Annotated in this window: 21 protein-coding genes; 7 read left to right on the forward strand and 14 right to left on the reverse strand. The window is 45.2% G+C overall.

What is annotated here, in order from left to right; genetic code table 11:
• Positions 1-473: 473 nt before the first annotated feature.
• Together STSP2_RS17410 and STSP2_RS15675 are read left to right on the forward strand one after the other, a co-directional pair.
• Positions 474-611, forward strand: coding sequence for a hypothetical protein (locus STSP2_RS17410; protein WP_169853280.1), 138 nt, complete (start codon positions 474-476; stop codon positions 609-611).
• 207 nt (positions 612-818) lie between these two features.
• Positions 819-2,002, forward strand: a protein-coding gene (locus STSP2_RS15675; RefSeq protein ID WP_418202197.1) for an IS3 family transposase whose coding sequence is annotated in 2 segments (ribosomal slippage) — positions 819-1,083 and positions 1,083-2,002 — 1,185 coding nt in all. Because the reading frame shifts where the segments join, the coding sequence is not laid out codon by codon here.
• A gap of 560 nt (positions 2,003-2,562) precedes the next feature.
• Here STSP2_RS15675 and STSP2_RS15680 read toward each other — a convergent pair.
• From STSP2_RS15680 to STSP2_RS15690, 3 genes are all read right to left on the reverse strand, one after another.
• Positions 2,563-7,038 carry a CBM96 family carbohydrate-binding protein gene (locus STSP2_RS15680; protein WP_146663671.1) on the reverse strand — a complete coding sequence of 1,492 codons (4,476 nt, stop codon included), beginning with the start codon at positions 7,036-7,038 and terminating at the stop codon, positions 2,563-2,565.
• A 547-nt stretch (positions 7,039-7,585) separates the two neighbouring features.
• On the reverse strand, positions 7,586-8,302 hold the full coding sequence (locus STSP2_RS15685; RefSeq protein ID WP_146663672.1) for a PD-(D/E)XK nuclease family protein: 717 nt from the start codon (positions 8,300-8,302) through the stop codon (positions 7,586-7,588).
• A 430-nt stretch (positions 8,303-8,732) separates the two neighbouring features.
• On the reverse strand, positions 8,733-10,859 hold the full coding sequence (locus STSP2_RS15690) for a hypothetical protein (protein WP_146663673.1): 2,127 nt from the start codon (positions 10,857-10,859) through the stop codon (positions 8,733-8,735).
• A gap of 320 nt (positions 10,860-11,179) precedes the next feature.
• Here STSP2_RS15690 and STSP2_RS15695 point away from each other — a divergent pair, with 320 nt between their 5' ends.
• Positions 11,180-11,674, forward strand: a complete 495-nt coding sequence (locus STSP2_RS15695; protein WP_146659735.1) for a helix-turn-helix domain-containing protein — start codon at positions 11,180-11,182, stop codon at positions 11,672-11,674.
• An 11-nt stretch (positions 11,675-11,685) separates the two neighbouring features.
• Complete coding sequence (locus tag STSP2_RS18155; RefSeq protein ID WP_169852939.1) at positions 11,686-12,219, forward strand: transposase; 534 nt, start codon at positions 11,686-11,688, stop codon at positions 12,217-12,219.
• Here the strand turns inward: STSP2_RS18155 and STSP2_RS15705 are convergent.
• Positions 12,192-12,890, reverse strand: coding sequence for a hypothetical protein (locus STSP2_RS15705; protein WP_146663674.1), 699 nt, complete (start codon positions 12,888-12,890; stop codon positions 12,192-12,194). The genes STSP2_RS18155 and STSP2_RS15705 overlap by 28 nt on opposite strands.
• A 747-nt stretch (positions 12,891-13,637) precedes the next feature.
• Between STSP2_RS15705 and STSP2_RS15710 the strand changes: the two genes are divergently transcribed.
• The 3 genes from STSP2_RS15710 (at position 13,638) to STSP2_RS15720 (ending at position 16,116) form a co-directional block, all read left to right on the forward strand.
• Positions 13,638-14,624 carry a Holliday junction DNA helicase RuvB C-terminal domain-containing protein gene (locus STSP2_RS15710; protein WP_169853281.1) on the forward strand — a complete coding sequence of 329 codons (987 nt, stop codon included), beginning with the start codon at positions 13,638-13,640 and terminating at the stop codon, positions 14,622-14,624.
• 44 nt (positions 14,625-14,668) lie between these two features.
• Positions 14,669-15,124 (forward strand): helix-turn-helix transcriptional regulator, encoded by a 456-nt coding sequence (locus STSP2_RS15715; protein WP_146663676.1) that lies wholly within the window; start codon positions 14,669-14,671, stop codon positions 15,122-15,124.
• A 104-nt stretch (positions 15,125-15,228) separates the two neighbouring features.
• The gene (locus STSP2_RS15720) at positions 15,229-16,116 is read left to right on the forward strand and encodes a tyrosine-type recombinase/integrase (protein WP_146663677.1); all 888 of its coding nucleotides are present in this window, start codon (positions 15,229-15,231) and stop codon (positions 16,114-16,116) included.
• Here the strand turns inward: STSP2_RS15720 and STSP2_RS18160 are convergent.
• The 10 genes from STSP2_RS18160 to STSP2_RS15770 all read right to left on the reverse strand — a co-directional run bounded on the left by STSP2_RS18160 (position 16,089) and on the right by STSP2_RS15770 (position 23,003).
• Positions 16,089-16,622: a transposase gene (locus tag STSP2_RS18160; protein ID WP_169852969.1), complete on the reverse strand. Its 534-nt coding sequence runs from the start codon at positions 16,620-16,622 to the stop codon at positions 16,089-16,091. The genes STSP2_RS15720 and STSP2_RS18160 overlap by 28 nt on opposite strands.
• An 11-nt stretch (positions 16,623-16,633) precedes the next feature.
• Positions 16,634-17,128, reverse strand: coding sequence for a helix-turn-helix domain-containing protein (locus STSP2_RS15730; protein ID WP_146659256.1), 495 nt, complete (start codon positions 17,126-17,128; stop codon positions 16,634-16,636).
• Between the two features lie 242 nt (positions 17,129-17,370).
• A complete protein-coding gene (locus tag STSP2_RS15735) occupies positions 17,371-18,132 on the reverse strand; it encodes a hypothetical protein (protein WP_146663678.1) in 762 nt (253 codons plus the stop codon).
• Positions 18,125-18,514 carry a hypothetical protein gene (locus tag STSP2_RS15740; RefSeq protein ID WP_146663679.1) on the reverse strand — a complete coding sequence of 130 codons (390 nt, stop codon included), beginning with the start codon at positions 18,512-18,514 and terminating at the stop codon, positions 18,125-18,127. The genes STSP2_RS15735 and STSP2_RS15740 overlap by 8 nt, the downstream gene beginning before the upstream one ends.
• 20 nt (positions 18,515-18,534) lie before the next feature.
• Positions 18,535-18,843: a DUF2958 domain-containing protein gene (locus STSP2_RS15745; protein WP_146663680.1), complete on the reverse strand. Its 309-nt coding sequence runs from the start codon at positions 18,841-18,843 to the stop codon at positions 18,535-18,537.
• A gap of 52 nt (positions 18,844-18,895) precedes the next feature.
• Positions 18,896-20,068, reverse strand: coding sequence for a hypothetical protein (locus STSP2_RS15750; RefSeq protein WP_146663681.1), 1,173 nt, complete (start codon positions 20,066-20,068; stop codon positions 18,896-18,898).
• Entirely contained in the window at positions 20,065-20,925 is an 861-nt protein-coding gene (locus STSP2_RS15755; protein WP_146663682.1) for a hypothetical protein, read from the reverse strand. Before STSP2_RS15755 ends, STSP2_RS15750 begins: the two co-directional genes overlap by 4 nt.
• A gap of 44 nt (positions 20,926-20,969) precedes the next feature.
• Positions 20,970-21,329 (reverse strand): hypothetical protein, encoded by a 360-nt coding sequence (locus STSP2_RS15760; protein WP_146663683.1) that lies wholly within the window; start codon positions 21,327-21,329, stop codon positions 20,970-20,972.
• Between the two features lie 93 nt (positions 21,330-21,422).
• On the reverse strand, positions 21,423-21,965 hold the full coding sequence (locus tag STSP2_RS15765; RefSeq protein WP_146663684.1) for a hypothetical protein: 543 nt from the start codon (positions 21,963-21,965) through the stop codon (positions 21,423-21,425).
• Between the two features lie 72 nt (positions 21,966-22,037).
• Positions 22,038-23,003 carry a 3'-5' exonuclease gene (locus STSP2_RS15770; RefSeq protein WP_146663685.1) on the reverse strand — a complete coding sequence of 322 codons (966 nt, stop codon included), beginning with the start codon at positions 23,001-23,003 and terminating at the stop codon, positions 22,038-22,040.
• Positions 23,004-23,068 lie beyond the last annotated feature (65 nt).

The following is a 23,068-nucleotide window of genomic DNA, read 5'->3' on the forward strand; positions in this document are numbered from 1 at the left end:
TATCTGCTTCTGCAGTTTAGAAAAGCCTTGACTCATGTTTTCACAAAACTCCGAACCAACACCAAAAGAGGACTGCTTTTTGGCTTAAGCGACTTCTGAATGCCTGACGCTGCATCTCATGGCAATTAATGGCTATTTAACGCCATTCATCATGTCTCTAATCCGTACAACAAATAACTATTCTCTTTTTGATGAAAAAAATTGAAGTTTTTTCTTTTTTGTTCATTTGCAGGTCAGATGACATTATCAGTGATGATGTGACAATTACAGTCCCGATGAACGTCTAAATTGGTGATTACCCAGTCCATGCACTCCCGGCTTGATATTATCAAAAAACAATGGAACAAGTCAACTGGTGAGAAACTTGCCACCTACTGGCGACTGGAATGCTCCCAAAAGCTTATCCAGTTTATGTGATGGTATAATCGACTAATTTGGTATATTGATATGACTAGATTTAGGAGATTATGCTCATGAAGAAACGTTTTAGCGGTCCACAGATTGGTGCCAAATTACGGCAGGCAGATGTTTTGATCGGCCAGGGTAAGACGGTGCCGGGGTATGCAAAGAGATCGAGATCCCGCCACAGATGGCGTCGGCATGAGCCCTGACATGGTCAGGCAACTGCGTTAGGTTCAGGAGCCCGCCCTCATTTAATATCCCCCCTCCAGAATCCATAGCAACGTTGTCCTTAAACAGACAATTTCTCAAAGTAAGCTTGCTTTGGTATACACGTGGCTTGACCCCGAAAAACTGTACCGTTGCTGATTAGAGAGTATCCGTTATAATTTGTTAGTTTTTATGGAAAGGATGCTCTTATGAAACGCAAGAATCACAGTCCCGAACAGATTGTCAAGATGCTCCGCCAGGCGGATGCTGTAATCGGCTCCGGCGGTACGGTCCAGCAGGCCTGCCGTGAGCTGGGCATCAGCGAGGCGACCTACTACAACTGGCGCAAGCAATACGGCCGCATGAAGCTCGACCAGGTCAAGCAGCTCAAGGCCCTGCAAAAAGAGAACGCCCAGCTCAAAAAGCTCGTTGCCGACCAGGCACTGGACAACGCCATACTCAAAGAGGCGCTTTCGGGAAATTACTGAGCCCGGCCCGGAGACGCAAAGCGGCCAGGCATGTTCAAAAGAGTCTGGCCGTATCCGAGCGTCGGGCATGCAAGGTGATAGGTCAGCCGCGAGCCAGCCAGCGGTATAAACCTCAGCAGCAGCCAACGAACACGGCACTGACCAGCAAGATAATCGAGCTGGCAAAGGAACACCAAAGCTACGGCTACAGGTTTATAACGGCCAAGCTTCGTCAGCATGGCTGGCGTGTAAATCATAAACGAGTTCAACGAATATGGCGAAAGGAAGCATTACAGGTGCCTCACAGACGCAAAGGACGAAAAACGAAAGGCAACAGCGACAACAGCTGCAGCGTGCAAAAAGCCGACTACAAGGACCATGTCTGGACGTATGATTTCGTCAGCGACCAGAGCGAGGACGGTCGCAGTCTGAAGTTTCTCACGGTGCTCGATGAGTTCACGCGTGAGTCGCTTACGATAGAAGTAGGCAGGTCGATCAAGTCGGGCGATGTGGTTGAAACGCTGGAATACCTGTTTGCGGTCCGAGGCGTGCCTGGGTTTATACGTAGCGACAACGGGCCGGAATTTGTGGCTAGTGCGATCAAGAAGAAGCTCGGCAAAAAGAACGTCGAAACGCTTTATATCGAGAAGGGTCAGCCGTGGGAAAATGGCTTCATCGAATCGTTCAACGGCAAGTTCAGAGATGAGGTGCTCAATCGTGAGCTGTTTTATTCGGTTAAGGAAGCGAAAGTGATTGTCGAACAGTGGCGGATGGAATATAATAACCATCGGCCGCACAGCGGGCTGGACTACGCGACCCCGGCCGAGTTCGCCGCCACGTGCATTGCTTCCGCTTCGCCTACGGCTCAGCTACAGCAATACACGACAGATGAGAAGGACAACTCTCTAACAGTAGCTGGTACATAATTCGGGGGCAGGTCACACGCATCCCACCGCCCTGATAATGATCAGGCATGAGACCGACAGCATTGCCGCCTGATATTGTGAGTCCTTCCAAAACTACCGGCGAATCTATACATCCAGCAGTAACCACGTGGCAACTATTATCATCTCGAGAACCTCCATTGTCATCTAAACTAACCGACCCCTTCGAGGTTTAGACATAAAAAAAGCACCGATATCATTGTTTGACACCGGTGCTTGCCGAACGGAGGAGGAGGGATTCGAACCCTTCAGATTCACGGTAAACAAAGGACTTACAACAATTTTTGGGGTATTAAGTATAGTCTTAAGTATATGGATAACCCATTGCCCCTACAGAGATTAACAAAGACTGAAAGACGTTTTTTTTCAAACAAACTGCTTTCTTCAATAAATGCTTTACTTTGCCACCTCTATGTCAATTTAGGGTGGTGCTAAAGTGGAGTTATTTTCGTCGCATACGCATTTGGGACGCATACATAAACACTCACTATTTAGAACAAGGGGGCTGCTTACATTGCAGCACCCTTATCATAACAACCTACTTAATCCAGCCGACCAATTTGAAAATTGTCAATATAGCCTTCAAAATCCCAGCCAGCACCTCTCAATTGAATGCTAATAATAGATGCAGCCTCTGGCCAAGTCTCCTGAATATTAAAAGCGATCCCCTGCACCCACTCCCCCTGTGGCACATCTAAGCATCTCTGAATGAACGTTGATTCAGTTTTGTCTTGAATAGCACCTCCGTAGTTCAATGCATACTTGAGAATCATCTCATTGCCGTCAGAATCCTGTGCCGTCAACTGCACTATCACTGGAAACTCTCCACAATTCCAGCCGCAGCCTGCTCCTACGCTACGGTAGACTGCATTTGCATCAAAAGCTACATAGGTGCCTGAATTCACAGGAATTGAAGCTTCCTTCAAAACGCCAACACTTCCACCATTACCACCTGCGCCAGATCTGTAAAATTTCAATGCACCATCTTCAACTACTACGCTTCCTGGGTAATCATCGTTATTTTGCTCCTGCCACTGCGGGTCAGAAACAAAATCACCATCATTAAAGTTGTCGAAAAACAATGTTGGCTCCTTGATTGCCAAGATTCTTCGTGAGCCATACCAAGACCCCAAACTGACTAAATAATTGTCAATATTATCATGAGCCATATAATATGAGGGCTTGCTATGTTCATGACGTGAAGCATAGTAATATCTATCTGAGGAGTATTGTTTTACTCCACCTCTTGTGACAAATGCACAATCGCCATGTTCGGTAAGCCCTAAACCATCGAACAAAGCCAAAAGATCGCCGCCATCAGCATAAAACTGTTTTAAGTCATTCCAATCTGCAACCCGATAATCAGCACCAAACTGTTCACAGACTATTGCATCCCACTCGGCTTGATCATCATAAAGCCCTTCCGTAACGATAAATCCATTTACTGGGGTGGGCTCAATTTGCTCCAACCAAAACTCAGAGAGCACGATCAGATCCAGAATATCAATGTGCTTATCCCTATTCACATCTGCCCCATCACAGTAAGTAAGCGAGTCGCATGAATTGAGCCAATTACCTGCAAGCTTAGCAAAATCCTTAAAATTGACACTGCCATCGCCTGTGATATCTGCCACATCCAAAGGTTCAAGAATGTTTAACGTAATTATCGAACTCCAGTTATTTGTTTCGTCGGACTCTTCTACACTGTCAAAATCATCCCCCTTGATTCTGACGTAATATGTACCTGCTTGCTGAGGTGCAACAAAAGTTAGTTTGCCTACGTGATCAGAGCCAGCAGCAAGAGAAGACATCTCTAGTTCAGCAACCGCACTAGTCTCACCCAAACTATTCCAGTCCACCTGCTGATCAGTTTCTATATATGCAGTCGTATCGAAATAGTATGGGTCGTTAGGTACGGCATTAACTGTACCAGTGTTGGAAATAGTAACAGGAATTTCCAGATTCCCCCCAGTTAATTTCTCAGTTGTTGTCAAATCGACTTCAACCACAATATCAACGTAATCAGGTGAGGGGCCGTCAGAAATAATGAGATCGACACTTTCACCAATGGTCGTAAATGAACCAGAAGCTGGCAGTTGTGAAATTACGAAGCCGACAGGAACAGTTTCGCTATAATCGTGAGAAATGGAACCAAGGGTAAGCTGTGAATTCGCAAGAATACTCTCTGCTTCTGCCTCAGAACAACCAACTACATCTGGCACAGTAACAGTTACAAGCTCAAAATCAACTACAATCTGATGATCAGATTGGACATTCGTAATCGTACATTGATCTTGCCCATCAATTGTAGACTGATGCACGTCATCGATGAACCACTGACTTACCCTATAACCTTCCGAAGGGACAGCGCTGAAGGTCTGATTCTGACCTTGCTCAACATGTGCATTTCTTGGAGAAACGGTTCCACCAGCAAGTGCTTGGGCAGTCAGCGTATAAATTGGAACCGTGATCGGCTTATAAGTAACCCGTACTATATGGTCCGAAGTAACATTCTCAAGTGTAAATTCTGCGACTCCCGCATATGCGGACTGAATCACATCATCCACATACCATTGATCGACCGTATAGCCTGAATCGGGAAGAGCTGTAAACAATTTGGACTGTTCAGCCTCAACATGCTGGACCTCACTCGGAAGTATGCTTCCGTTTTCATCAGATTCAGGTACAACATCGTAACTCTCATATAAGTGAAAGTCCAAAGCAAATACATCACGATACACTGCCCCCTCGACAACTTCAAACTTCAGCTGATAATCGCCAGCCGCAAGCCCCAGAAACGGAGCAACCTCTTCAACTCCCACATCCTGGGTTTCATAAGCATGAAGTGTTGTAGTTTCATCATTATCAATGCGTCTGCTTATGCCATCACCAACAATAGTTATGTATACATTTACAGAAAGATTTTCACCTGTATTATTGTGGACTGTGGCCCCCATATCCGCTATTTTTGAAAAGGAATTTGGTAGATTTCGCTCATTCTTTCTCCATACCCCATATCCACTGCTGTACTGCGATCCATCAAAATCAAAACAAGCCAATACCTCTGTTGGGTCAGTAGCATCACAAGCAAGTATCATGTTCATTGCCTCTGACGAAACAAACATCTCCTCCCATAAGTCGTTATAGGGTAATGGTTGAATGGAAACAGTCCTGCTTATCGGACTGGGCTGAGACACGAATCTGAGTGTGAGTATGGGATAAGGTGTGTCATGGACCAACGCTTTAAATTTTTCCCACTTCACAAAAACATTTTTATAAACTTCCGGTTTATCATAGGTACCATCAATCGTTTCTATAAAAGAAAACAGTGCACCCGACGGATCATGCACATAAACACCTTCGTTGGAAATTCCGGTTAAAACAACTGCATGTCCTGCGTTGGCAACTTCGTCCGAAGGAACTATACCCATCACAAGAGGTCCTAGTGGGACAGTCTGATCTAAATAGTTACGCACGCTTTGCCACAACATATAGTCCGACAAACCACTATCATCATTTTGCGTAAAGTTTTTGTGCTCATATCCAAATCCATCTCTTGCATAGAAGTATTCACCCAAGGGCGATAGAACGTCCTCAACCCCTATAGTTTCTGTTATATCGCTAATGCTGCCCCCCCCACTTACATCTTCTCCATCCCAAGCAGCTAACTCCCATGGGGTAACAGAACTTCCATAATATTTTGCGGCCATAGTTGTGGCATGAAATAAACACCACTGCGCATTGTATTGACTATAATAAGGAACAGCATGCAAAACACTTGGTTTAACGTGAAACGAATCTGCCCAGTCCCAAGCATCCGTTTTACCCCCTGGATCAACCTCTGTTCTAACCGCCTTGTAGTAATTCCCCTCTTCATTGGGAGTAAAAGTACTAGAGAATATGTACTGACTATTGCCTGCGATTTCATGATAAGGCGTGGTAACATCGAAATCCCAACTAGTTGATTGATCACGATCCAGTAAAAGCCTAATTCGGGTTTTTTTTGGTGTTGGAGTGTTGTTAACGACCACTGCTTCAATTCTCAGCTCTTCGCCAGCGATAACCGTTGAACTTGAATTCAGCAACTGATCATCCTCAACTCTATAGAGATTTAACTCTTTTACGAAAGGCCAGTTCCGCTTCATTACAATTGAATGGCTCGCCGAATCTACCATTAACTCACCTGTGCACCATAGCTCACCTAAATTATCAAAAGGATTCTGTCCTTCATAATAGGCTTCAAATGCGTAGTACTCAGCGGAAACATCTTGCCAAAGTACTTGGCCACTGGTATCGGTTATACGTTCATCAGTGTTTTGGTCGTTATTCCAATATCTAACTACCTTGACGTTTGATTTAGGGGTGGCATTCTGGTCCTGAATAGTCAACTGTATATCTGAAGAATTTGCGGGCGCACAATCGGCCACCAGGCGAGGGGCATTTCCAGCTTCCAAGCTTTCATAGGTCTGATACCCCGAAGGGTTTACTGCCTGGATGCATAGCGATATGTCTGATTGGCCATTATCAATGGCAGTTTGTAAATAGCTTTTTAGCTCCGGAATTTCGAAGTCTAACCACCCAATTAAATCACCTGACACACTGTACTGTGTGAAGGTCAAGGTAGTAGCTGTCGGTTTGTTATCCCAAGTCAGAGACTGCTGCGACCAATCAGAAGTAGCTTTGCCGAATAATATAGACAATGCCGAACCAGTCATTGGCTTTCTGAGTCGAATCTTGGCAGAGTTTACTTCCATTTGGGAAAGAGTCGAAATATCCCACTTGACATAAAATCGCCATTCGCCAGAGTACTGACCAACTATCAATGCATTGTTTTCACCATAATTACTTTGAGAGCTGCCGCTGTAGACGCAAGCATCTTCCCCTGCATCAAGACTCACCTCGCTAGCCATGCCAACGGAAAAGGCCATAACGATAATCGCAAAAATGCATTTACTTTGCTTTTTTACAAAAACGGCTGATTTCTCTAAGCAACTTTTTGCATTTCCTGATACCAACATCTACTCTCTCCCAAAGAACCAGTATTCAAAAACTTATTCGATCAATATGCTTTAAACAAGATGTTTGGCACTGCTGAGCCTGAAATGCGGCAATTAGTTTACCCTACAGAGGCAACATCCTTGTTGGCATCTTTTACCTGCAGCAAAGTCCCGCACAATCTAAGCCCATGATGTTCATCATCTATTTAGCACCTCAAACTTTTATCAAAGAGTGCGCCTTGCTCAGTGCGGCATAAGTATAGCTAGCTACACAACCAAATACAAGGAGAAAGCTGGTTTTGGTTAGATAATTACTTCAATAGCCGTAGATTCCACGATATTGCTGCCAAGTATGCACCTAAGAGGATTTATCCTGATCAGCTAACCAAGCTCTCACATCCAGAAACGAAATATGTAGGGGAGCCAAAAACAACCAGGCATGAATTTCCCCCGCCCCAAAATCCGCATTTAAGGAGTCCCATTCCCATCCTTTGAGTCCCAGAATTCCCAAGCGTATGGGGTGGGGTCTACTGAAATGGAAAAGCCCTTCTCCCCTGACCTTCTTCGCCTACCTGCCGAACTTCACCATCTCCCCAAGCATCTTACAATCCTTACACCCCTCCTTACCCGCCGGCACCTGCTCCCCATCCCACATGCTCCTAACCTGCTTCAGTAACGGGCTAAGCACTCCATCAGGGTCCAGTTCGAGCCTCTTCAGATACGCCCTGAACGGCATCACAAATCCATCCTGCTCAAGCAGGTTACCAATGCCCTGCTCTACAGGAGCATTTCCCTGTGGCTCATAATAGCACAGCCCAATGCCGCCTACTTCACCCATACCCAGCTTTTCAAAAATGTAAGCGTATCCATTTAGCTGCACCTGATACATAGGCAGGAGTGCATCCTGATTCCCTGTGTATTTGGCCGTCTTGTAATCAACGATGAAGTACCTCCCATCCTCCATCAAAAAGATATCATCGGGAACACCCGTCAGTTTGATCCCTGTCTTTTGATCTGTATAGTTGAACTTGCTGTGATGAGGAGCAGGAACAGGCTTGACAAATTCTCCCCAGGAATCGAACCACTGTGGCACCTTGCCATTCTTTGCACAGCATCCCCAGGTAATCTTCTTGCTGTAGGAATCAATGCTGGAGAAGATTCCTGGGAAGATCTGATAGGGAAGCTTGAAACCCATTCTAAGCTTCAGATAGAAGCATTTAGGGCAGTGATCTTCAAGGGCAAGAGCACCAAGGTTCTTGGCTGATATTTTGATTATCTGTTCCATGCCCTTGAACTAGAAAAACGGGGGAATCTGGTCAGGTGGAAGCGACTTCTTTGCACAACAAATGGTCAGTTGCGGGATTTGGAGACATACGGCCCTTCAAGGATTGTGAACTACCTTTTGGCACTGAAAAAGCGTGCTGTTAGTCAGTAAACATAATAGCAATAATAACCGATACTACTATTGCAGCTTGGATCATAGAACACAAAAACGACGATTACATGTCATCCTCCTTTGCAGGGCTGGTCTTCCTCAGTTGGAGGCCAGTCCATTTTTTCAAGTTGAACACGCATATTTATCCATCGTTTGCGGCAGACTTTTTGTAGAAACTAAGCCCTACCACCGATTTTCTATGTCTCAGTTGTGTAAAATGAAGCTACACTTTAACTGCTATTACATTCTGAAGATCACCACAATTTTGCCGTGTCATACCTTACTTCTCATCTTTCGATTGTAAGACTCCCCAAACCCGAACGTCATCAATGTTCCAGCCCGAATATGGGTAAGCACGATCTACCACCTGGTAGCTCCACCTCAAGTAAAGTAAATCCCCAGCAGTAACATATTCACCAACATCAACTTCCATTTGCTGCCATTCAGAATTGGCAACTGCCTCAGGGCCGTTCTCCCAGACCGTCTGCCACTCTGTAGCATCTGTGGAGACCTCAAATCTACACTGGACGTAATCAGCACTATCTACGTTCAACCAGCTCATAAACGAAATCTTTGTAGGCTGCAGATGGGAACAGTCAATTGCAGGCGTTGTCAGGTAGAATGGTCCACCTAAAGCCGTATCATAGTCCCCTTCCAGATTGATCCCATAGACGTTTGCTCCTGTGTAGCCTGAATTTGGGTCGGTATACCCGTACGATATGCCGCCCCAACCTAACGGCTCGCCAAATTGCCACTGACCTTCCAGAGACCACCCAGGATCCTCATCCAGCACATATTCCTTGACAAGCGTTCTTCCGCGGGACATCCAGCTTTCGGCAAGAAGAGCCAAGTCAGCCAGATCCACAACACAGTCTCCATCTAAATCCCCAGATAGCTGTTCATAACACCTGTAGGCGAGGAAAGTATCTTTGCTGATGTCATTAACTGCAGAATTATCAGCAACAGCGACATAGACCAGACACTGGTTAGATTCGACCTCAGGAACAGTCCATTGATAAATCCCGCTATTTGCAACAGTTCCCAAATCAATCCAACTTTCGCCTTTGTCAAAAGAGTGTTGAATATTTATCTGACTGTCTGCATACATGTCTCCAGTAGACCATTCAATAGTATGATCGGAGTTAACAAGCACGCTTTCTCCGCTCTGTGGGCTCTTCAAAAGAATGGGCCTGATTTCGAAAGCAGACTTGCTAACGTCGAAAACGGCCGGGTTCGATGCATCACAGACACGGATCAGGCATTCGTCAGAACTTTCATATGGAATCACCCAGTCGTAGGTGCCATTATTGCCAACATTACTTGGGGTGACTTCAGCCCAGCTGGTTCCATTATCCAGTGAATACTCGATCAATACCTCATCGATCACTCCATCCGTTTCCCACTTCACGGGGATAGTCGAGCCCGACAAGAATCTTTCACCGCCTCTGGGAGACAGCAAATTCGGTAGTGACGATACAATCTGAAAACTTGCACTTATGTCGTTCACAGAAGCAAGCTCAGCATCACTGATGCGAACGAGGCAATTATTAGAAACCTGATATGGCACTTGCCATGAATACTGACCTGTGTTCCCCGTGTTAGCAGGATCCACAGGTTGCCATGTAGTACCACCATCAGTGGAGAAATCAATTGCGACATTTTCGATTGAACCTGCTGTTGACCATCTGATATCAAATGCATCACCTGTTAGTAGACTTTCTCCTCCGCTTGGCATCCAAACGTTTGGGTAAGAAGCTACGATTGCAAATGGTGCATCACTGACATCGCTGGCAGACAGGTTATCAGAATCGCTAACACGGATTAAACATTCATCGGAGACTTCATGAGGGACTTGCCAGCGATACGACCCAGTATTTCCTGTATTGGGTGGGTCAACTGCGTTCCACGTGTTTCCGTTGTCTGATGAGTATTCAACAAGGATTGTTGGGATCGTTCCTTCTGTGTTCCAGTAAACTGTTCGAGTGGTTCCTGTATAGAACTCTTGACCTCCATTAGGCGAAGTCAAGATTGGGTAGGCAGGCTGAATCATAAAAGGTGAGTCACTGACATCAAATACGTTAGAATTGTCTGCATCAGTCACTTTCAGCAAACACTCGGAAGAAGGTGTGTCAGGAATAGTCCACGAGTAAGAGCCTGTATTCTCGACTGTACCGATAGGGAGCCAGGTTGAGCCGTTATCTGCCGAGTAGGCAAGGTCAACATTGGTTACTTTTCCTTCTGAATCCCAGGATATTGGCTGAGCGGTTCCAATCGTGACGGTTTCTCCTCCGTTGGGAGACTGAACAGTGATTGTGTCGATGATGGGAAAAAGGGTTATGTTGCAAGTCCAGCTTGGAGTTTGCCTGTATATTCTGTATTCACATTCATATGACTCCCCGCTTGCCAAAATTCCCTTAAGTTTACCATGCCAATATTTATCAGTTCCATCATCAACGAATTCGGATACAATGGGATTATCTAAGCTTCCATAATATACAGAGTTTGAATAATCATTGTGTATATAGTCATAATAGTAAAGGTCTCCATATAACTCTATATTGCTATCATGCTTTGAATATAAGTTGTCAGTAGTTCCTCCTAGTGCCGTTTCCGAAATATAATTTTAACTTTTCCATGATTTAAGACTTGCGCCATGCATAATCTGGTATTATATAGAATGACACGAAGAAATAATTTCACGCTTACAAGCAGAGAAAGGGATTTCTTATGTGTCTGTACGCCAGAGACCTCAGTACCAGTGAAGGCCAGCAAATTCAGCGGATACTCCGCAGCAGCAAAAGCCGAATCAAGATTCGTCGCGGCCAAGTCATTCTTGCCTCTAACCAGGGCTATAAAGTTCCTGCTATCGCCGAGCTGGTTCACTATTCGCCGCACCATGTCAGGGTCATCATCAAAGACTTTAACCAACGCGGCCTTAAGGCGTTGGAGCCCAAGCCCCGGCCGGGAAGACCGCCGGAGTTTACCGAGGACGACAAGGCCATTATTGCCGAGACTGCAAAATGTCCGCCCGACCTTCTGGACTGCCCTTTTAAGCGGTGGTCGCTGGAAAAACTGCGTGAATATCTTGTCCAGGAAAAGATCGTTCCTACGATCAGCATTGAAACACTCAGGACCATCCTGCGTGAAAAGAAGGTCAAGCTCCGGCGGACAAAGACGTGGAAAGAGTGCAACGACCCCAATCTCAAGTCTAAAAAAAACTAATTCGCAGATATGTGAACCAGCCGGCCTCAAACGGGCCGACCATATCATTCGACGAGTTCGGACCGCTGGAGATTCGTCCTCAGCCAGGCCGGAATTACTGTCATACCGACCATCCCAAGAGGCTGCCTGCGACCTATACCCGCAAACACGGCGTTCAGCACTGGCTGGCGTTTTACGATGTCCATCAGAAAAAGCTCTGGGGATATGTTCGGCCACGCAAGCGGCATCAGGAGTTCTTGGAAGTTTTGAAACTGACCAGGAAAAAGTATCCGGCAAACCAGCGGATCCATCTGATACTGGACAATTTCTCGCCGCACCGCAAGGACAAGGTTCTGCGGTACTGTCGCGAGAACAATATTCATCTGATCTGGACGCCGACCAACGCATCATGGCTAAATCCTATCGAATGTCAGTTTACCCATGTTAAGGAATTCGTCATACGCGGAACTAATTATCAAAATCATAATGAGCTTAAAACCGCTCTGAATAGATACGTAGCATATCGCAATAAAAAAAATCAGCAAAAGCGAAACTTAGATAATTGAAACGGCACTAGTATTACTAATTTGCTGTATTCATTTGTGTAACATGCTCCTATATCTCCACCCATGACAAGGGCCTTACCCCTTTGTTTGCAATCAATACTGCCTATTTTCCCTTGGTTGATTTTAACCGATGAATCGTCTTCAAGTATAGTACCATTCATTTGCCCACCATTCACTATTAACGATGAATGGTCTCTATGAAATAATGCATGAAAAGTGCCATCATTAATAATCGTTTCACAGTTATGCATTGTCCATATCGCAACATTAGGATTGACACTGAATACTCCTCCATTGAATGTAACTTTTGAATTATCGTGGAAAAAATGCTGTCCATCAAAATACCCTCCAGAAACAATGAGTTCTGAGTGGTCATACGTTACTAAACCACCCCATACATCTCCAGCATTGATATTTGCTAAGCTATTATTGTATAGGTAAAGGCGATGATCTATCCTTGCCCCACTCTCCACAATTATTTTTGTCCCCGGCACATTATTCACATCATTATCAACCCTTACAGAGCAATCTAAAATCTCATCACTATACTGAACATGGTAATCAATTACATGCTCCCCACCATCATTGAAGTCCACATAATCACCGGGTCCTGAAAAGGCAAAGGGCACTAACCCCATTAATAAAACGAAAGCCAGTCTTAAGTTCTCCATTTTTTTCTCCTGCTCTATAGCTGATAGATAAAAAGCAAAGCATTATCTTGACCAGTATAATACTCCGAGAGTTGAAACTTTCCCAGCTCTCTACTGGCACACTTGCCTTGTGAATACACGTAATATCCGTGGATACAAATCAGGAAAGAAACAGATTACCCTCTTCCTTTTTGGCCCGCTAACGTGATCTGCAATATGAACAATTTTCCGCTGTCGTGTCAGAAAGACAAGAATAATTTTAGGATATTTGAAGAAAATCAAGGGGCACTGAGGATAGTACGCTCGCATCCTCAGATTAACCCAGTAGAATCCACGTGCAACAATTTCACTGCCCCGTAAAAGCAATTTTTCAGAATGAAAGTTTTCCCCCGGCAAGCACATCAACCTCTCAACATTTTCACCACACAAGTCCGCCGCTCAAGAAAGATCCATCGATCCCCCCTCTGTCGCATGTTAGACATTCACTCCTGCAAATCGGAAAACCTTTTCCGAAATAAGAAAAATTCTGAGCTTGGAAAAATGCTTATTCTGTTTCTGAAATCCTGATTTGAAGCTTCTTTAAGGGTTTTTCACAGCAGATCCCCATTTCAAAGCCCAAATGAGCCCTTTTCCTGCTCTCATTTCCCAATTGCCGTGCTTATTTGGGAATTCGCTTGAAAATTGCCGTTGATTCTGGCGTCATCTGGAGCCTTTTGCCTGACCAGATGACACCATTTTTTGAGGAAAAGAGAAAAAAGGAGAATAGAAGTGGCTGAGAATCAAGTTGGAAATGATGTGAATCAGATTGAGATAGTGAGCCTTTCAAAGATTCGGGGGCAGAAGAAGGTTACTGATCTTTTGAAGGTCAATCTCGACGCCTATTTTCAAAGTCGTCAGAATGGCAATCCTGGCTCATTTGGGCCAGTCCTCCTGTGTGGTCACTCAGGCACAGGAAAGACGCTCGTTGCTAAGGCTCTGCATGCTGAGCTGGCAAATCTCGACCTGATTGAAACAAATGGAGAAATGCTTTCCAGCTCAGGTGAACTCACCTCCATACTGCTGTCTGCGACTGAGAATACCACGGTCTTCATCGATGAGTGTCAGGGCATGCATCCTCGTTCCCAGCACATCCTCCTCACCGCTCTTAGTGAAAGAGTTATCTATGTTCCCAGAAGAGCAAACAACAAATCAAAGCAGGCGATCCCTCTTGAGAACTTCACCTTGATAATGGCAACAACTCACGAATACTTCCTCCAAGCGGCTCTTCGCAACAGGATGCGTATTTATGCAAGGTTTGAATACTACTCACTTGAAGATCTTGTAGAGATCATCCGCCAACGTGCTTTGGCTCTTAACTGGAATATTGAGTCCGGGCAGGTTCTTACCGAGATTGCAAAACGGAGCAAGAAAACACCGCGTATCGCTTTGAACCGTAATCTGCAACAGTGCTGGAATGTGGCTGCTGCAAAAGGAAAAGAAAGCATCGGTATGGATGATGTGCTTGAAGCATTCAGACTCATCCAAATCGACCAATTGGGCTTAGATGAGCTTGAGCGTAATTACCTTCGCATTCTTCATCAGAACGGCCCTACTGCCTTGAATGTAATCTCTTCTAAGCTTGCCCTTCCTACCCAGACTGTAAAGAGCGTTTTGGAGCCTTACCTGCTTCAAGAGAATCTGATTGGAAAGAACAAATGCTCCCACAGGGAAATCACTTTTCTTGGACAAGAGCATATTCAGAATTGTCAGATGTAATTTTTTTAGGATTTACTGTCCACTTGTTAAAAGGATCTTACACAATGAGTGCCAAAAAGATGTCCATAACTAAGCCGATTGTCAGCATCACTGAAATCTGTGAAATGCTTCAGCTCTCTCGCAGTCGCTATTACCAGCTTGTCGATTCAGGTTTCTTTCCCAAACCTTTGAGGGATGAAAAGAGCAAGCGTCCCTACTATGATGCTGCTCTTCAAAAGCAAATTCTTGAAGCTCGCAAAACAGGGATTGGAGTTGATGGTTCTTTCATGCTTTTTTACTCTCCCCGCAAAAATGAAAGCAGCCGTCCCATGTTCAAGAAGAAAAAACAGGCAGATCCCGTTGCCCAGGAACTTGCTGATATCCTTGCGGGGATGGGAGTGGAAGCTGCTTTTGAAGAGGTGCAGAAAGCTCTTAACAAGCTCTACCCTGATGGTACTGAGGGTATGGATCAGGGCATAGTCACCCGTGAGTTGTATCGATATTTCAAGCAAATGAAGTAACTGTCTTGAGCAGTTCCTGTGCACTTGTTTTGCGAAAGATGGGGAAATGATGCTTAGATGCTTTATAAATCTTGAACTTATGATGCTGGAAAGGTGCCGATACCATGTCTAATTCTCGTCCAAAAAAACGCATGATTAATGATGTAATCCTGCATTCCTCGGACTTGACCCCTCAGGACAGCAGGACTCCACAATCTATCCGCCCTGTTCCTATTCCAAAGCAGGCAGATAGCGACCAGGAACTTGTAAACCTGTGGCTCCATGGCAAGAGCAAGCACACCCAGAGGTACTACAGGAAAGATGTTCAACGTTTCTTTGAATTCACCAACAAGTCACTGAGAGAAATCATCCTGAAGGACCTGCAGGAGTTCGCCGACCATATTGATGAGCAGGATCTTGTTGACGGCTCCAAAAGAAGAATTCTTTCAAGCGTCAAATCTCTTTTTGCATTTGCTCATAAATTGGGCTACCTTCCTTTTGATGTCGCCCGTGTTCTGAATCTTCCTACTCCCAAGGATACACTTGCAGAACGAATCCTCACCCAGAAACAGGTCAGAAAAATCATCGATGCTGAAAACCATCCTCGCAATAAACTTATTCTCAAGACGCTATTCTTCACTGGGATCAGAGTTTCGGAGATGTGTTCTCTTTGCTGGAAAGATTTGAAGGAACGCTCAGAAGGTGGACAAGTGACCGTTTATGGTAAGGGCAAGAAAACAAGAACGCTTATTATCCCTGAGCCTCTGTGGTCTGAACTGATGAATTTCAGGGGTTTTGTTCCTGAAGATATTTTCGTTTTTCGGGGAAGGAACAGAAGCACTCAGATGCATTCCACTACGGTTCTGAGGATCGTCAAAAAGGCTGCTCACAAAGCAGGTTTGAAGGTCACTCCTTCTCCCCATTGGCTCCGCCATGCACATGCTTCAATTGCATGCGAGAAGGCTCCCTTGCATGTAGTGCCGTTTCAATTATCTAAGTTTAACTTTTGCTGATTTTTTTTATTGCGATATGCTACGTATCTATTCAGAGCGATTTTAAGCTCATTGTGGTTTTGATAATTAGTTCCGCGTATGACGAATTCCTTAACATGGGTAAACTGACATTCGATAGGATTTAGCCATGATGCGTTGGTCGGCGTCCAGATCAGATGAATATTGTTCTCGCGACAGTACCGCAGAACCTTGTCCTTGCGGTGCGGCGAGAAATTGTCCAGTATCAGATGGATCCGCTGGTTCGCAGGATACTTTTTCCTGGTCAGTTTCAAAACTTCCAAGAACTCCTGATGCCGCTTGCGTGGCCGAACATATCCCCAGAGCTTTTTCTGATGGACATCGTAAAACGCCAGCCAGTGCTGAACGCCGTGTTTGCGGGTATAGGTCGCAGGCAGCCTCTTGGGATGGTCGGTATGACAGTAATTCCGGCCTGGCTGAGGACGAATCTCCAGCGGTCCGAACTCGTCGAATGATATGGTCGGCCCGTTTGAGGCCGGCTGGTTCACATATCTGCGAATTAGTTTTTTTTAGACTTGAGATTGGGGTCGTTGCACTCTTTCCACGTCTTTGTCCGCCGGAGCTTGACCTTCTTTTCACGCAGGATGGTCCTGAGTGTTTCAATGCTGATCGTAGGAACGATCTTTTCCTGGACAAGATATTCACGCAGTTTTTCCAGGGACCACCGCTTAAAAGGGCAGTCCAGAAGATCGGGCGGACATTTTGCAGTCTCGGCAATAATGGCCTTGTCGTCCTCGGTAAACTCCGGCGGTCTTCCCGGCCGGGGCTTGGGCTCCAACGCCTTAAGGCCGCGTTGGTTAAAGTCTTTGATGATGGCCCTGACATGGTGCGGCGAATAGTGAACCAGCTCGGCGATAGCAGGAACTTTATAGCCCTGGTTAGAGGCAAGAATGACTTGGCCGCGACGAATCTTGATTCGGCTTTTGCTGCTGCGGAGTATCCGCTGAATTTGCTGGCCTTCACTGGTACTGAGGTCTCTGGCGTACAGACACATAAGAAATCCCTTTCTCTGCTTGTAAGCGTGAAATTATTTCTTCGTGTCATTCTATATAATACCAGATTATGCATGGCGCAAGTCTTAAATCATGGAAAAGTTAAAATTATATTTTTGAAACGGCAGTAGTCCAGAATAGCCTTGGCCATAGCTCGATTCAGACCACGAGCCACTATCTGCATGTCAGACCTGACGACTGTTCGAGCAAGTATCTGGATTTGTAGGAATTTTTTCCCAAGGGATTAATCAAATGCAGACGCAGCTATCACATCCTTTTCCGTTAGAGTTTTCCTTCCCTCCGCTCTCATTACAAGAACGCTATCCCTGAGCAACTGAATCACAGAATCATACCCATTCCTAAGATCAGTTAGGAGCCCTGGGACCCTTTTCTCGTATGCAATATTTGCATAGGCTAGCCTCTGAATACAGACCTGCTCCAGCTGAGCCTTGCTGTAATCCTCAATCTCAACCCTGTGTGTGAAATGCTCCCTAACCTCCAATGGGACCGCTTTTTGAGCATAGGAGGTGACAATCACAGGCCCCAGCACAGGCCATCCTGTTTTCCCCATATTCGCATAGTTCCACCTTGTGAGCACTCCTTGGCTCACAATGTTGTAAAGGTCTTTAACAATCAAACCTTTCATATTCTGAGCCCCAGAAATAATGTGACCTGTGTCGAGCGTTGATAAGTGGAAGAATTCAATCAGATCATTGTAATTTTGAGCCAGCTGAGCAGAAGTTTTCTTTATCTGCTCTATTCCTAAGGCCCTTAGAAACGCCTTTGCATGAAGAACCTTGTCTCCATTTTTTCCGCTGATCAGCAGGCTCAAAGGTCTTCTGTTTTCCTTTTGGGTCTTGCTGTTCAATTCTGCATCAACTATGAGCTTTAGCCTTTGCAGAGCCTCCCCTTTTCCCGCAGGAATGAGCTGCCATAACGAAACCTGCTCCTCAAAATCATCCAGATCGATGATAGACTCCTTCTCGTCTACTCTCTTCTTATCCAAAGACAATCTCCCCCATCACTGCCAACTGCATGAATACGTCCGCCGTCTCAGCATCCTCATTATCCATTGCCAAGTTTCTGAAGTGTCTTTCAGGAACATGCCTGCCACGCTTATCCTTGCAGTCTGCCATCATTTGGAGAGCCTTCTGAATTCCTTCTTTGTTCACAACTCCCAAGAGTTCTCCTGTTTCGATGTCAAACACCTCAATGTTTTCATCAGCGAACGGGATCTTCTCATAGGACCCAAACTTATCTTTGTAATTTTCTGGGAACTGAAATTTGGCCCAATAATTAGAGCCTCCCTCCACAGCAGTGATGATCATATCCTGTATCTTCTCAATGGGAATTCTGACTCTTGCCCTCACCTCGATGTATCTGTCCATTGGATTTCTCCCGCAAAGAATTATTTGCACTTGCTCAGGGGCTTGGCTTCCCAGTACAGATCCCGCTCAACAGGGAGTCCCAGTGGTCCCCTGATTTCCTCTAAATCAGAGAGACGAACATATCCCAATTCCCCCTCAGGACAGAGATGACTTACGACCTTGCAGAAAAAGAGCCAATCCCCCTCGGACTCTTCATCGCCTTCAATGATAAGCCATGTAAACGAGCTATCAGGGGTAAAGAATTTCAACGGGACCATAGGATCTGTCACTTCTTCTTGACTGTAAAGTTTTGGAAGGGTTCGCTTGATTTCTTCTGTTAAGAGTTTCATTATTTCCGTCCTTTTTTATTCTTCGGCGGAAAAAATGGGATCATCTGGTCAGCTAGTGACCAACCAACTCTTGCTCCAGCACAGTTTCAATCTCAATGGGATCATTCTCCCCTATCTCAGATAGCCGAGCATCAATAGTTCGTAGGGAAATATCAACCTGCTTAATCTCTTCCTGTGAAAGTCCTGCATCTAAGGCAATCTCCTGCCTTTTCAAGCGTCTGATCAGAACTCCAAGTTCGAATTTTGACTGCAAATAGGCCTCTTTCTTCTCATTGAGCCCATCCAAATATTGCACAACTTCAGCCAATTCCTTCGCCAGAACGGCCCCCTTGTAGTTGCCCTTTATATCTTCACTTTCCCTGACCCCCATGCCCCTCAATTTGAGGACTAAATTCTTTCGGTCTTGGTCCAAGCGTGCAATTGATGGTTCGACATTGTTTTCGAGTTCATGTGAAACCCGCTGTAAACTGCCCCTTGCGTTCTGTAGGAGTTCCTGTCCCTGCCTATTTTCAGCACCCACTGGCTGAGCCTCTTTATTCTGATGGAAGAACCAACCTGCCCAGCCAATTATGACCAACACTAAGAAAATCAAAGTTATGAATGCCAGAATTTTCATGAGCCCTGTCTTTGAGGCTTCGGAATCAGTTTCCCTGTTGATCCGTTGATGGAGAAGAGCTAGACAAGTTCGTGCCCGCTCAGAATCAGTGACATCAATAAGGAGTCCATAAAAAGCAGTCGCATACTCGTAATCTTGGCATGCTACCGCAATCTCTGCACCCCTCCGGCCGATTATTTCAAATGAAGTGAGGCTGTTTCGGGGGACAAATTCTATTTCGCTTAAAATGTCGTAAGTGGTCAGGTAATCGTACCAACCATTATTTACGTCTATTGCTTCCGAAGCTTCTTTTAGCAGTCTATTACAGTGACGTTCATAGTATTTCTTCTTTTCTTCGTTCTCGGAACTGACAACCGCCAGAGCTGTAATGCCCCCTAAGACGATTTCAACCCCAATGAACGTTAAGAACAACAGCCCCCAAGAGAAGGTGCCTACAATGCCAAGAATGACAAACAGGACTATTGTAAGAATAGGAGCGATGATAAGATGCAGACCACAAATCCATTCTCCTTCCCATTCATCATATTTGAACTCTGAAGGATAGACTGCAGGATACCGAGGGATCTTGTGTCGTCGCCCCACATATTCACTTGGAACGCTTGGGCTCACTGCTGAGTCACCTCAGTATTCATGCCCAAGACATCATCGATTCTTTCCAAGGTTTCATCAGCATCTTGGGTCTCTATGAAGATTTCATCAATATTGGCCTCAGCAGTTGAACTGGCCTTCCAGTCCGCCTGCTCCATTCTCAATCCTATTTCCACCTCGACATACAGTTGATCCAGTTGCTTCTTCACTGAATCGAAATTGGTTGCAAGAGTTTCGTCCTTCCCGCCTGCAATCATGGCTGCTTTTCTCATTGTATCCAATGAAACGATTTTAGCGTCGATCTCTTCGAGTTGAGCATGCATTGATGATACTGTTCTCTTTGCGTGTCCTGCTTTTTCTTTCAGAGAGTATGCATTCTTTTCCAGCAAATCCCTTGCATCAGTGATACTATCCATTTGTGCTTTTATGCTCTCATGAGTCCTCATCAAATCCTCGGCCATCTCCTGAAGTTCTGTAACTGAGTATTCCCTGCCACCAAGGACAGCGGGTTCACCTTCAGAAATCAGTTCCCTGAGTCTCTTAAGCGAATGTACAGCCTTATCTCTTTTCTGAGTAAGGTCATTCAGTTTCGTAACCAGCCGTTCAGCTTGCACCTCGCAACGTATCTGACCTTCCTTTAACTTCCTGACAGTCTTTTCGAGTCCTTGAATCCCCTCGGACGATTCTGCCCTCTTTACCCTGAATTCCCCCAAAGCATTGTCAATCGTATTGACCAGATTCTCTCGACCAACTGACCAGTAAGACCTCATCTTGGGAATTCCCACTATGGCCGTCAGGACAATTAAAACCACAGCTATTATAAGAATCACGTTCTTCATTTCTTTGTCTCCATGCTTGAAATCATTCTTTTTTCCCATCTTTCACTCTTCCCCGCAAAAAATGGGATCATCTGGTCAGGGTTTCAGGATTTCATGTATTGAAGAACACATCTTTGGACCTCTTCAGGGAGCTCGGAGAATTTCACCCTTTTACCCAGATGCTTCCCTTCCATACATGTCCCCGATTGCCCCACTCCTTGAGCAGAAAAAGGCCTTGCTGACATACTTAGGCAATAGATACGTTGATAAGAAGGATCACCCTTGGAAGCACTTTTATTGCTCCCCTCCGTAAACACATCCCATTTGCCTGTTTCAGAATTGTAGATTTCAAAAGTGAATGTGTAACGGTCAAGCGTCTTGCCCCCATTATCATAGGCTTTTCTGACCCGCATCAAATTTCCATTTTCATCGATTCTTGCAGGATATTCAGCTTGCATCTTCATCTATCATTTCTCCGTTTCGCCAAAAAAGATTAGTTCCAAGGATTTGCCCTTCTTTTCTATTTGGCGGGAAAAATGGCGCCATCTGGTCAGAACTCACACATTCATTTCTATCATCGCATCGATGATGCTTTTTGCTTCTTCAATGCACTCCTCCTGTCCATAAAATCCCCAGCAGGACTCTTCACCCCCATCGATGATGCAGCCATACACTTCCCCCCGCAAATAATGGTCGTAGGTTCCCACTTCCCCCTCTACGATTTGAAGAGCCTTTTCCTTCAAGGACTTGGAGAACTTCTTCCTTCCAAATTCTTCCAACATCTTCTTCCTGCGAACAATCACAAACCCAACCTGCCCACTGTCCCAGGGACAAGAAAAAGGGGAAAGGGAAATAGTGATGCCGCTGTGGTCATACATGTAAAGGGGAAGGATTAAATCACCCTCCTTCTCAGCGGCCTGAGCAGCCTTGATACAGTCCTGAGGATTGGAGTAGTTCAGGCCTTCGTCCCCCAGGGAATATCTGCGGTGGGAGCAGTGGAATTCGCAAATATTGTCCCAGGAGCGGGGACTCTCTGCGGTAGTGTCGTAATGAATTTCGATAGTGTGATTTTTGTAGGTAACTGTTTTGACAGGTTCCATGTTTTTCCTCGCTTTTTATCTTTAGCGGGAAAAATGGGTGTGTCTGGTCGGTGGGGAGTAGTTCTTCTTACCTCAATCTCCTGGAGCCCAGCCCAGCCTTGACAAGCATCTTTTCAGTCTTCTGAGTTTAAGCACCTCTTTATCATCAAGCCATTTATCATCAATGAACTGACTGATAACAGAAGCAAACGCTTTTGCATGTAACATTCGAATCTTCTCTTTCGGCAGATGAATTTCTTTACGCAATTGAAGCATCTGTGCCAGCTCCTCATCTGTAACTTCAAGATCAGCTACAACCATTCTCAATGCCTCCCAGTATTCAGCTAATGCCTGCCGCTCTGGATTGATCTCAATGGAAGACTGAAAACCTGAACGAGAAAGAAATCGTTCACTTTTGGTGAGCCGCAACCCTCCTGCCCCATTCATTGGTGAAGCGACAAAACTTTCAGTAAATTTATATTTTTTAAGTCGAGCCAAGTCACCGAAAGTTCTGACCTTCTGTTTAGTCATTTCCTCCAAGTAACGCTCCATGAGACTTGCTGAAGCTTCTGCATCAGAGGACGCTATATGAACTGCCTTGTAATCAACATTGTGATACTCACAGGCCTTTTCCAAGTTGCACCGTTTACCTAAACCAAGCATCGGTCGCATGTACATAAGGCAAAAATGCGGAGGTGTCTGCGGAATCCCCAACTGATTCAGCTCATAAGCCAGGAACTTTATGTCGAAATAGACATTGTAAGCGGATACCACACACCCTGACAAAGAATCGACTAGCCCTCCTGCAATATCAGAAAAAACAGGAGCATTTGCAACATCATCTTCTGTGATGCCATGAATTTCCGTTGCTGACATTGGTCGCTGAGGATTAACCAGAGTATCAAAAGCCAACACAGGTTTTTTGCCGGGCTCCATTCGGTAGACCGATACTTCAACAACTCGATCCACGCCAGGAGTTAATCCCGTAGTTTCAAAGTCAATTACTGCTATTGGCGTTTCATAAATTGAGAGTTCCTTTATTCCCTTGACAGCAGCCATGATTAAAATTTCCTCTACTCATTCCAGATTTGCGCCTTTTTCTCAAACCTCTCCCAAAAACCCCG

This window comes from Anaerohalosphaera lusitana, from assembly GCF_002007645.1.
GTDB lineage: Bacteria > Planctomycetota > Phycisphaerae > Sedimentisphaerales > Anaerohalosphaeraceae > Anaerohalosphaera > Anaerohalosphaera lusitana.

Excerpts from the sequence above, each read along its gene's own strand:
- STSP2_RS17410 (WP_169853280.1), top strand. The coding sequence starts at position 474 with ATGAAGAAACGTTTTAGCGGTCCACAGATTGGTGCCAAATTACGGCAG.
- STSP2_RS15680 (WP_146663671.1), bottom strand. The coding sequence starts at position 7,038 with ATGTTGGTATCAGGAAATGCAAAAAGTTGCTTAGAGAAATCAGCCGTT.
- STSP2_RS15685 (WP_146663672.1), bottom strand. The coding sequence starts at position 8,302 with ATGGAACAGATAATCAAAATATCAGCCAAGAACCTTGGTGCTCTTGCC.
- STSP2_RS15695 (WP_146659735.1), top strand. The coding sequence starts at position 11,180 with ATGTGTCTGTACGCCAGAGACCTCAGTACCAGTGAAGGCCAGCAAATT.
- STSP2_RS15705 (WP_146663674.1), bottom strand. The coding sequence starts at position 12,890 with ATGGAGAACTTAAGACTGGCTTTCGTTTTATTAATGGGGTTAGTGCCC.
- STSP2_RS15715 (WP_146663676.1), top strand. The coding sequence starts at position 14,669 with ATGAGTGCCAAAAAGATGTCCATAACTAAGCCGATTGTCAGCATCACT.
- STSP2_RS15720 (WP_146663677.1), top strand. The coding sequence starts at position 15,229 with ATGTCTAATTCTCGTCCAAAAAAACGCATGATTAATGATGTAATCCTG.
- STSP2_RS15730 (WP_146659256.1), bottom strand. The coding sequence starts at position 17,128 with ATGTGTCTGTACGCCAGAGACCTCAGTACCAGTGAAGGCCAGCAAATT.
- STSP2_RS15740 (WP_146663679.1), bottom strand. The coding sequence starts at position 18,514 with ATGGACAGATACATCGAGGTGAGGGCAAGAGTCAGAATTCCCATTGAG.
- STSP2_RS15745 (WP_146663680.1), bottom strand. The coding sequence starts at position 18,843 with ATGAAACTCTTAACAGAAGAAATCAAGCGAACCCTTCCAAAACTTTAC.
- STSP2_RS15755 (WP_146663682.1), bottom strand. The coding sequence starts at position 20,925 with ATGGGAAAAAAGAATGATTTCAAGCATGGAGACAAAGAAATGAAGAAC.
- STSP2_RS15760 (WP_146663683.1), bottom strand. The coding sequence starts at position 21,329 with ATGAAGATGCAAGCTGAATATCCTGCAAGAATCGATGAAAATGGAAAT.
- STSP2_RS15765 (WP_146663684.1), bottom strand. The coding sequence starts at position 21,965 with ATGGAACCTGTCAAAACAGTTACCTACAAAAATCACACTATCGAAATT.
- STSP2_RS15770 (WP_146663685.1), bottom strand. The coding sequence starts at position 23,003 with ATGGCTGCTGTCAAGGGAATAAAGGAACTCTCAATTTATGAAACGCCA.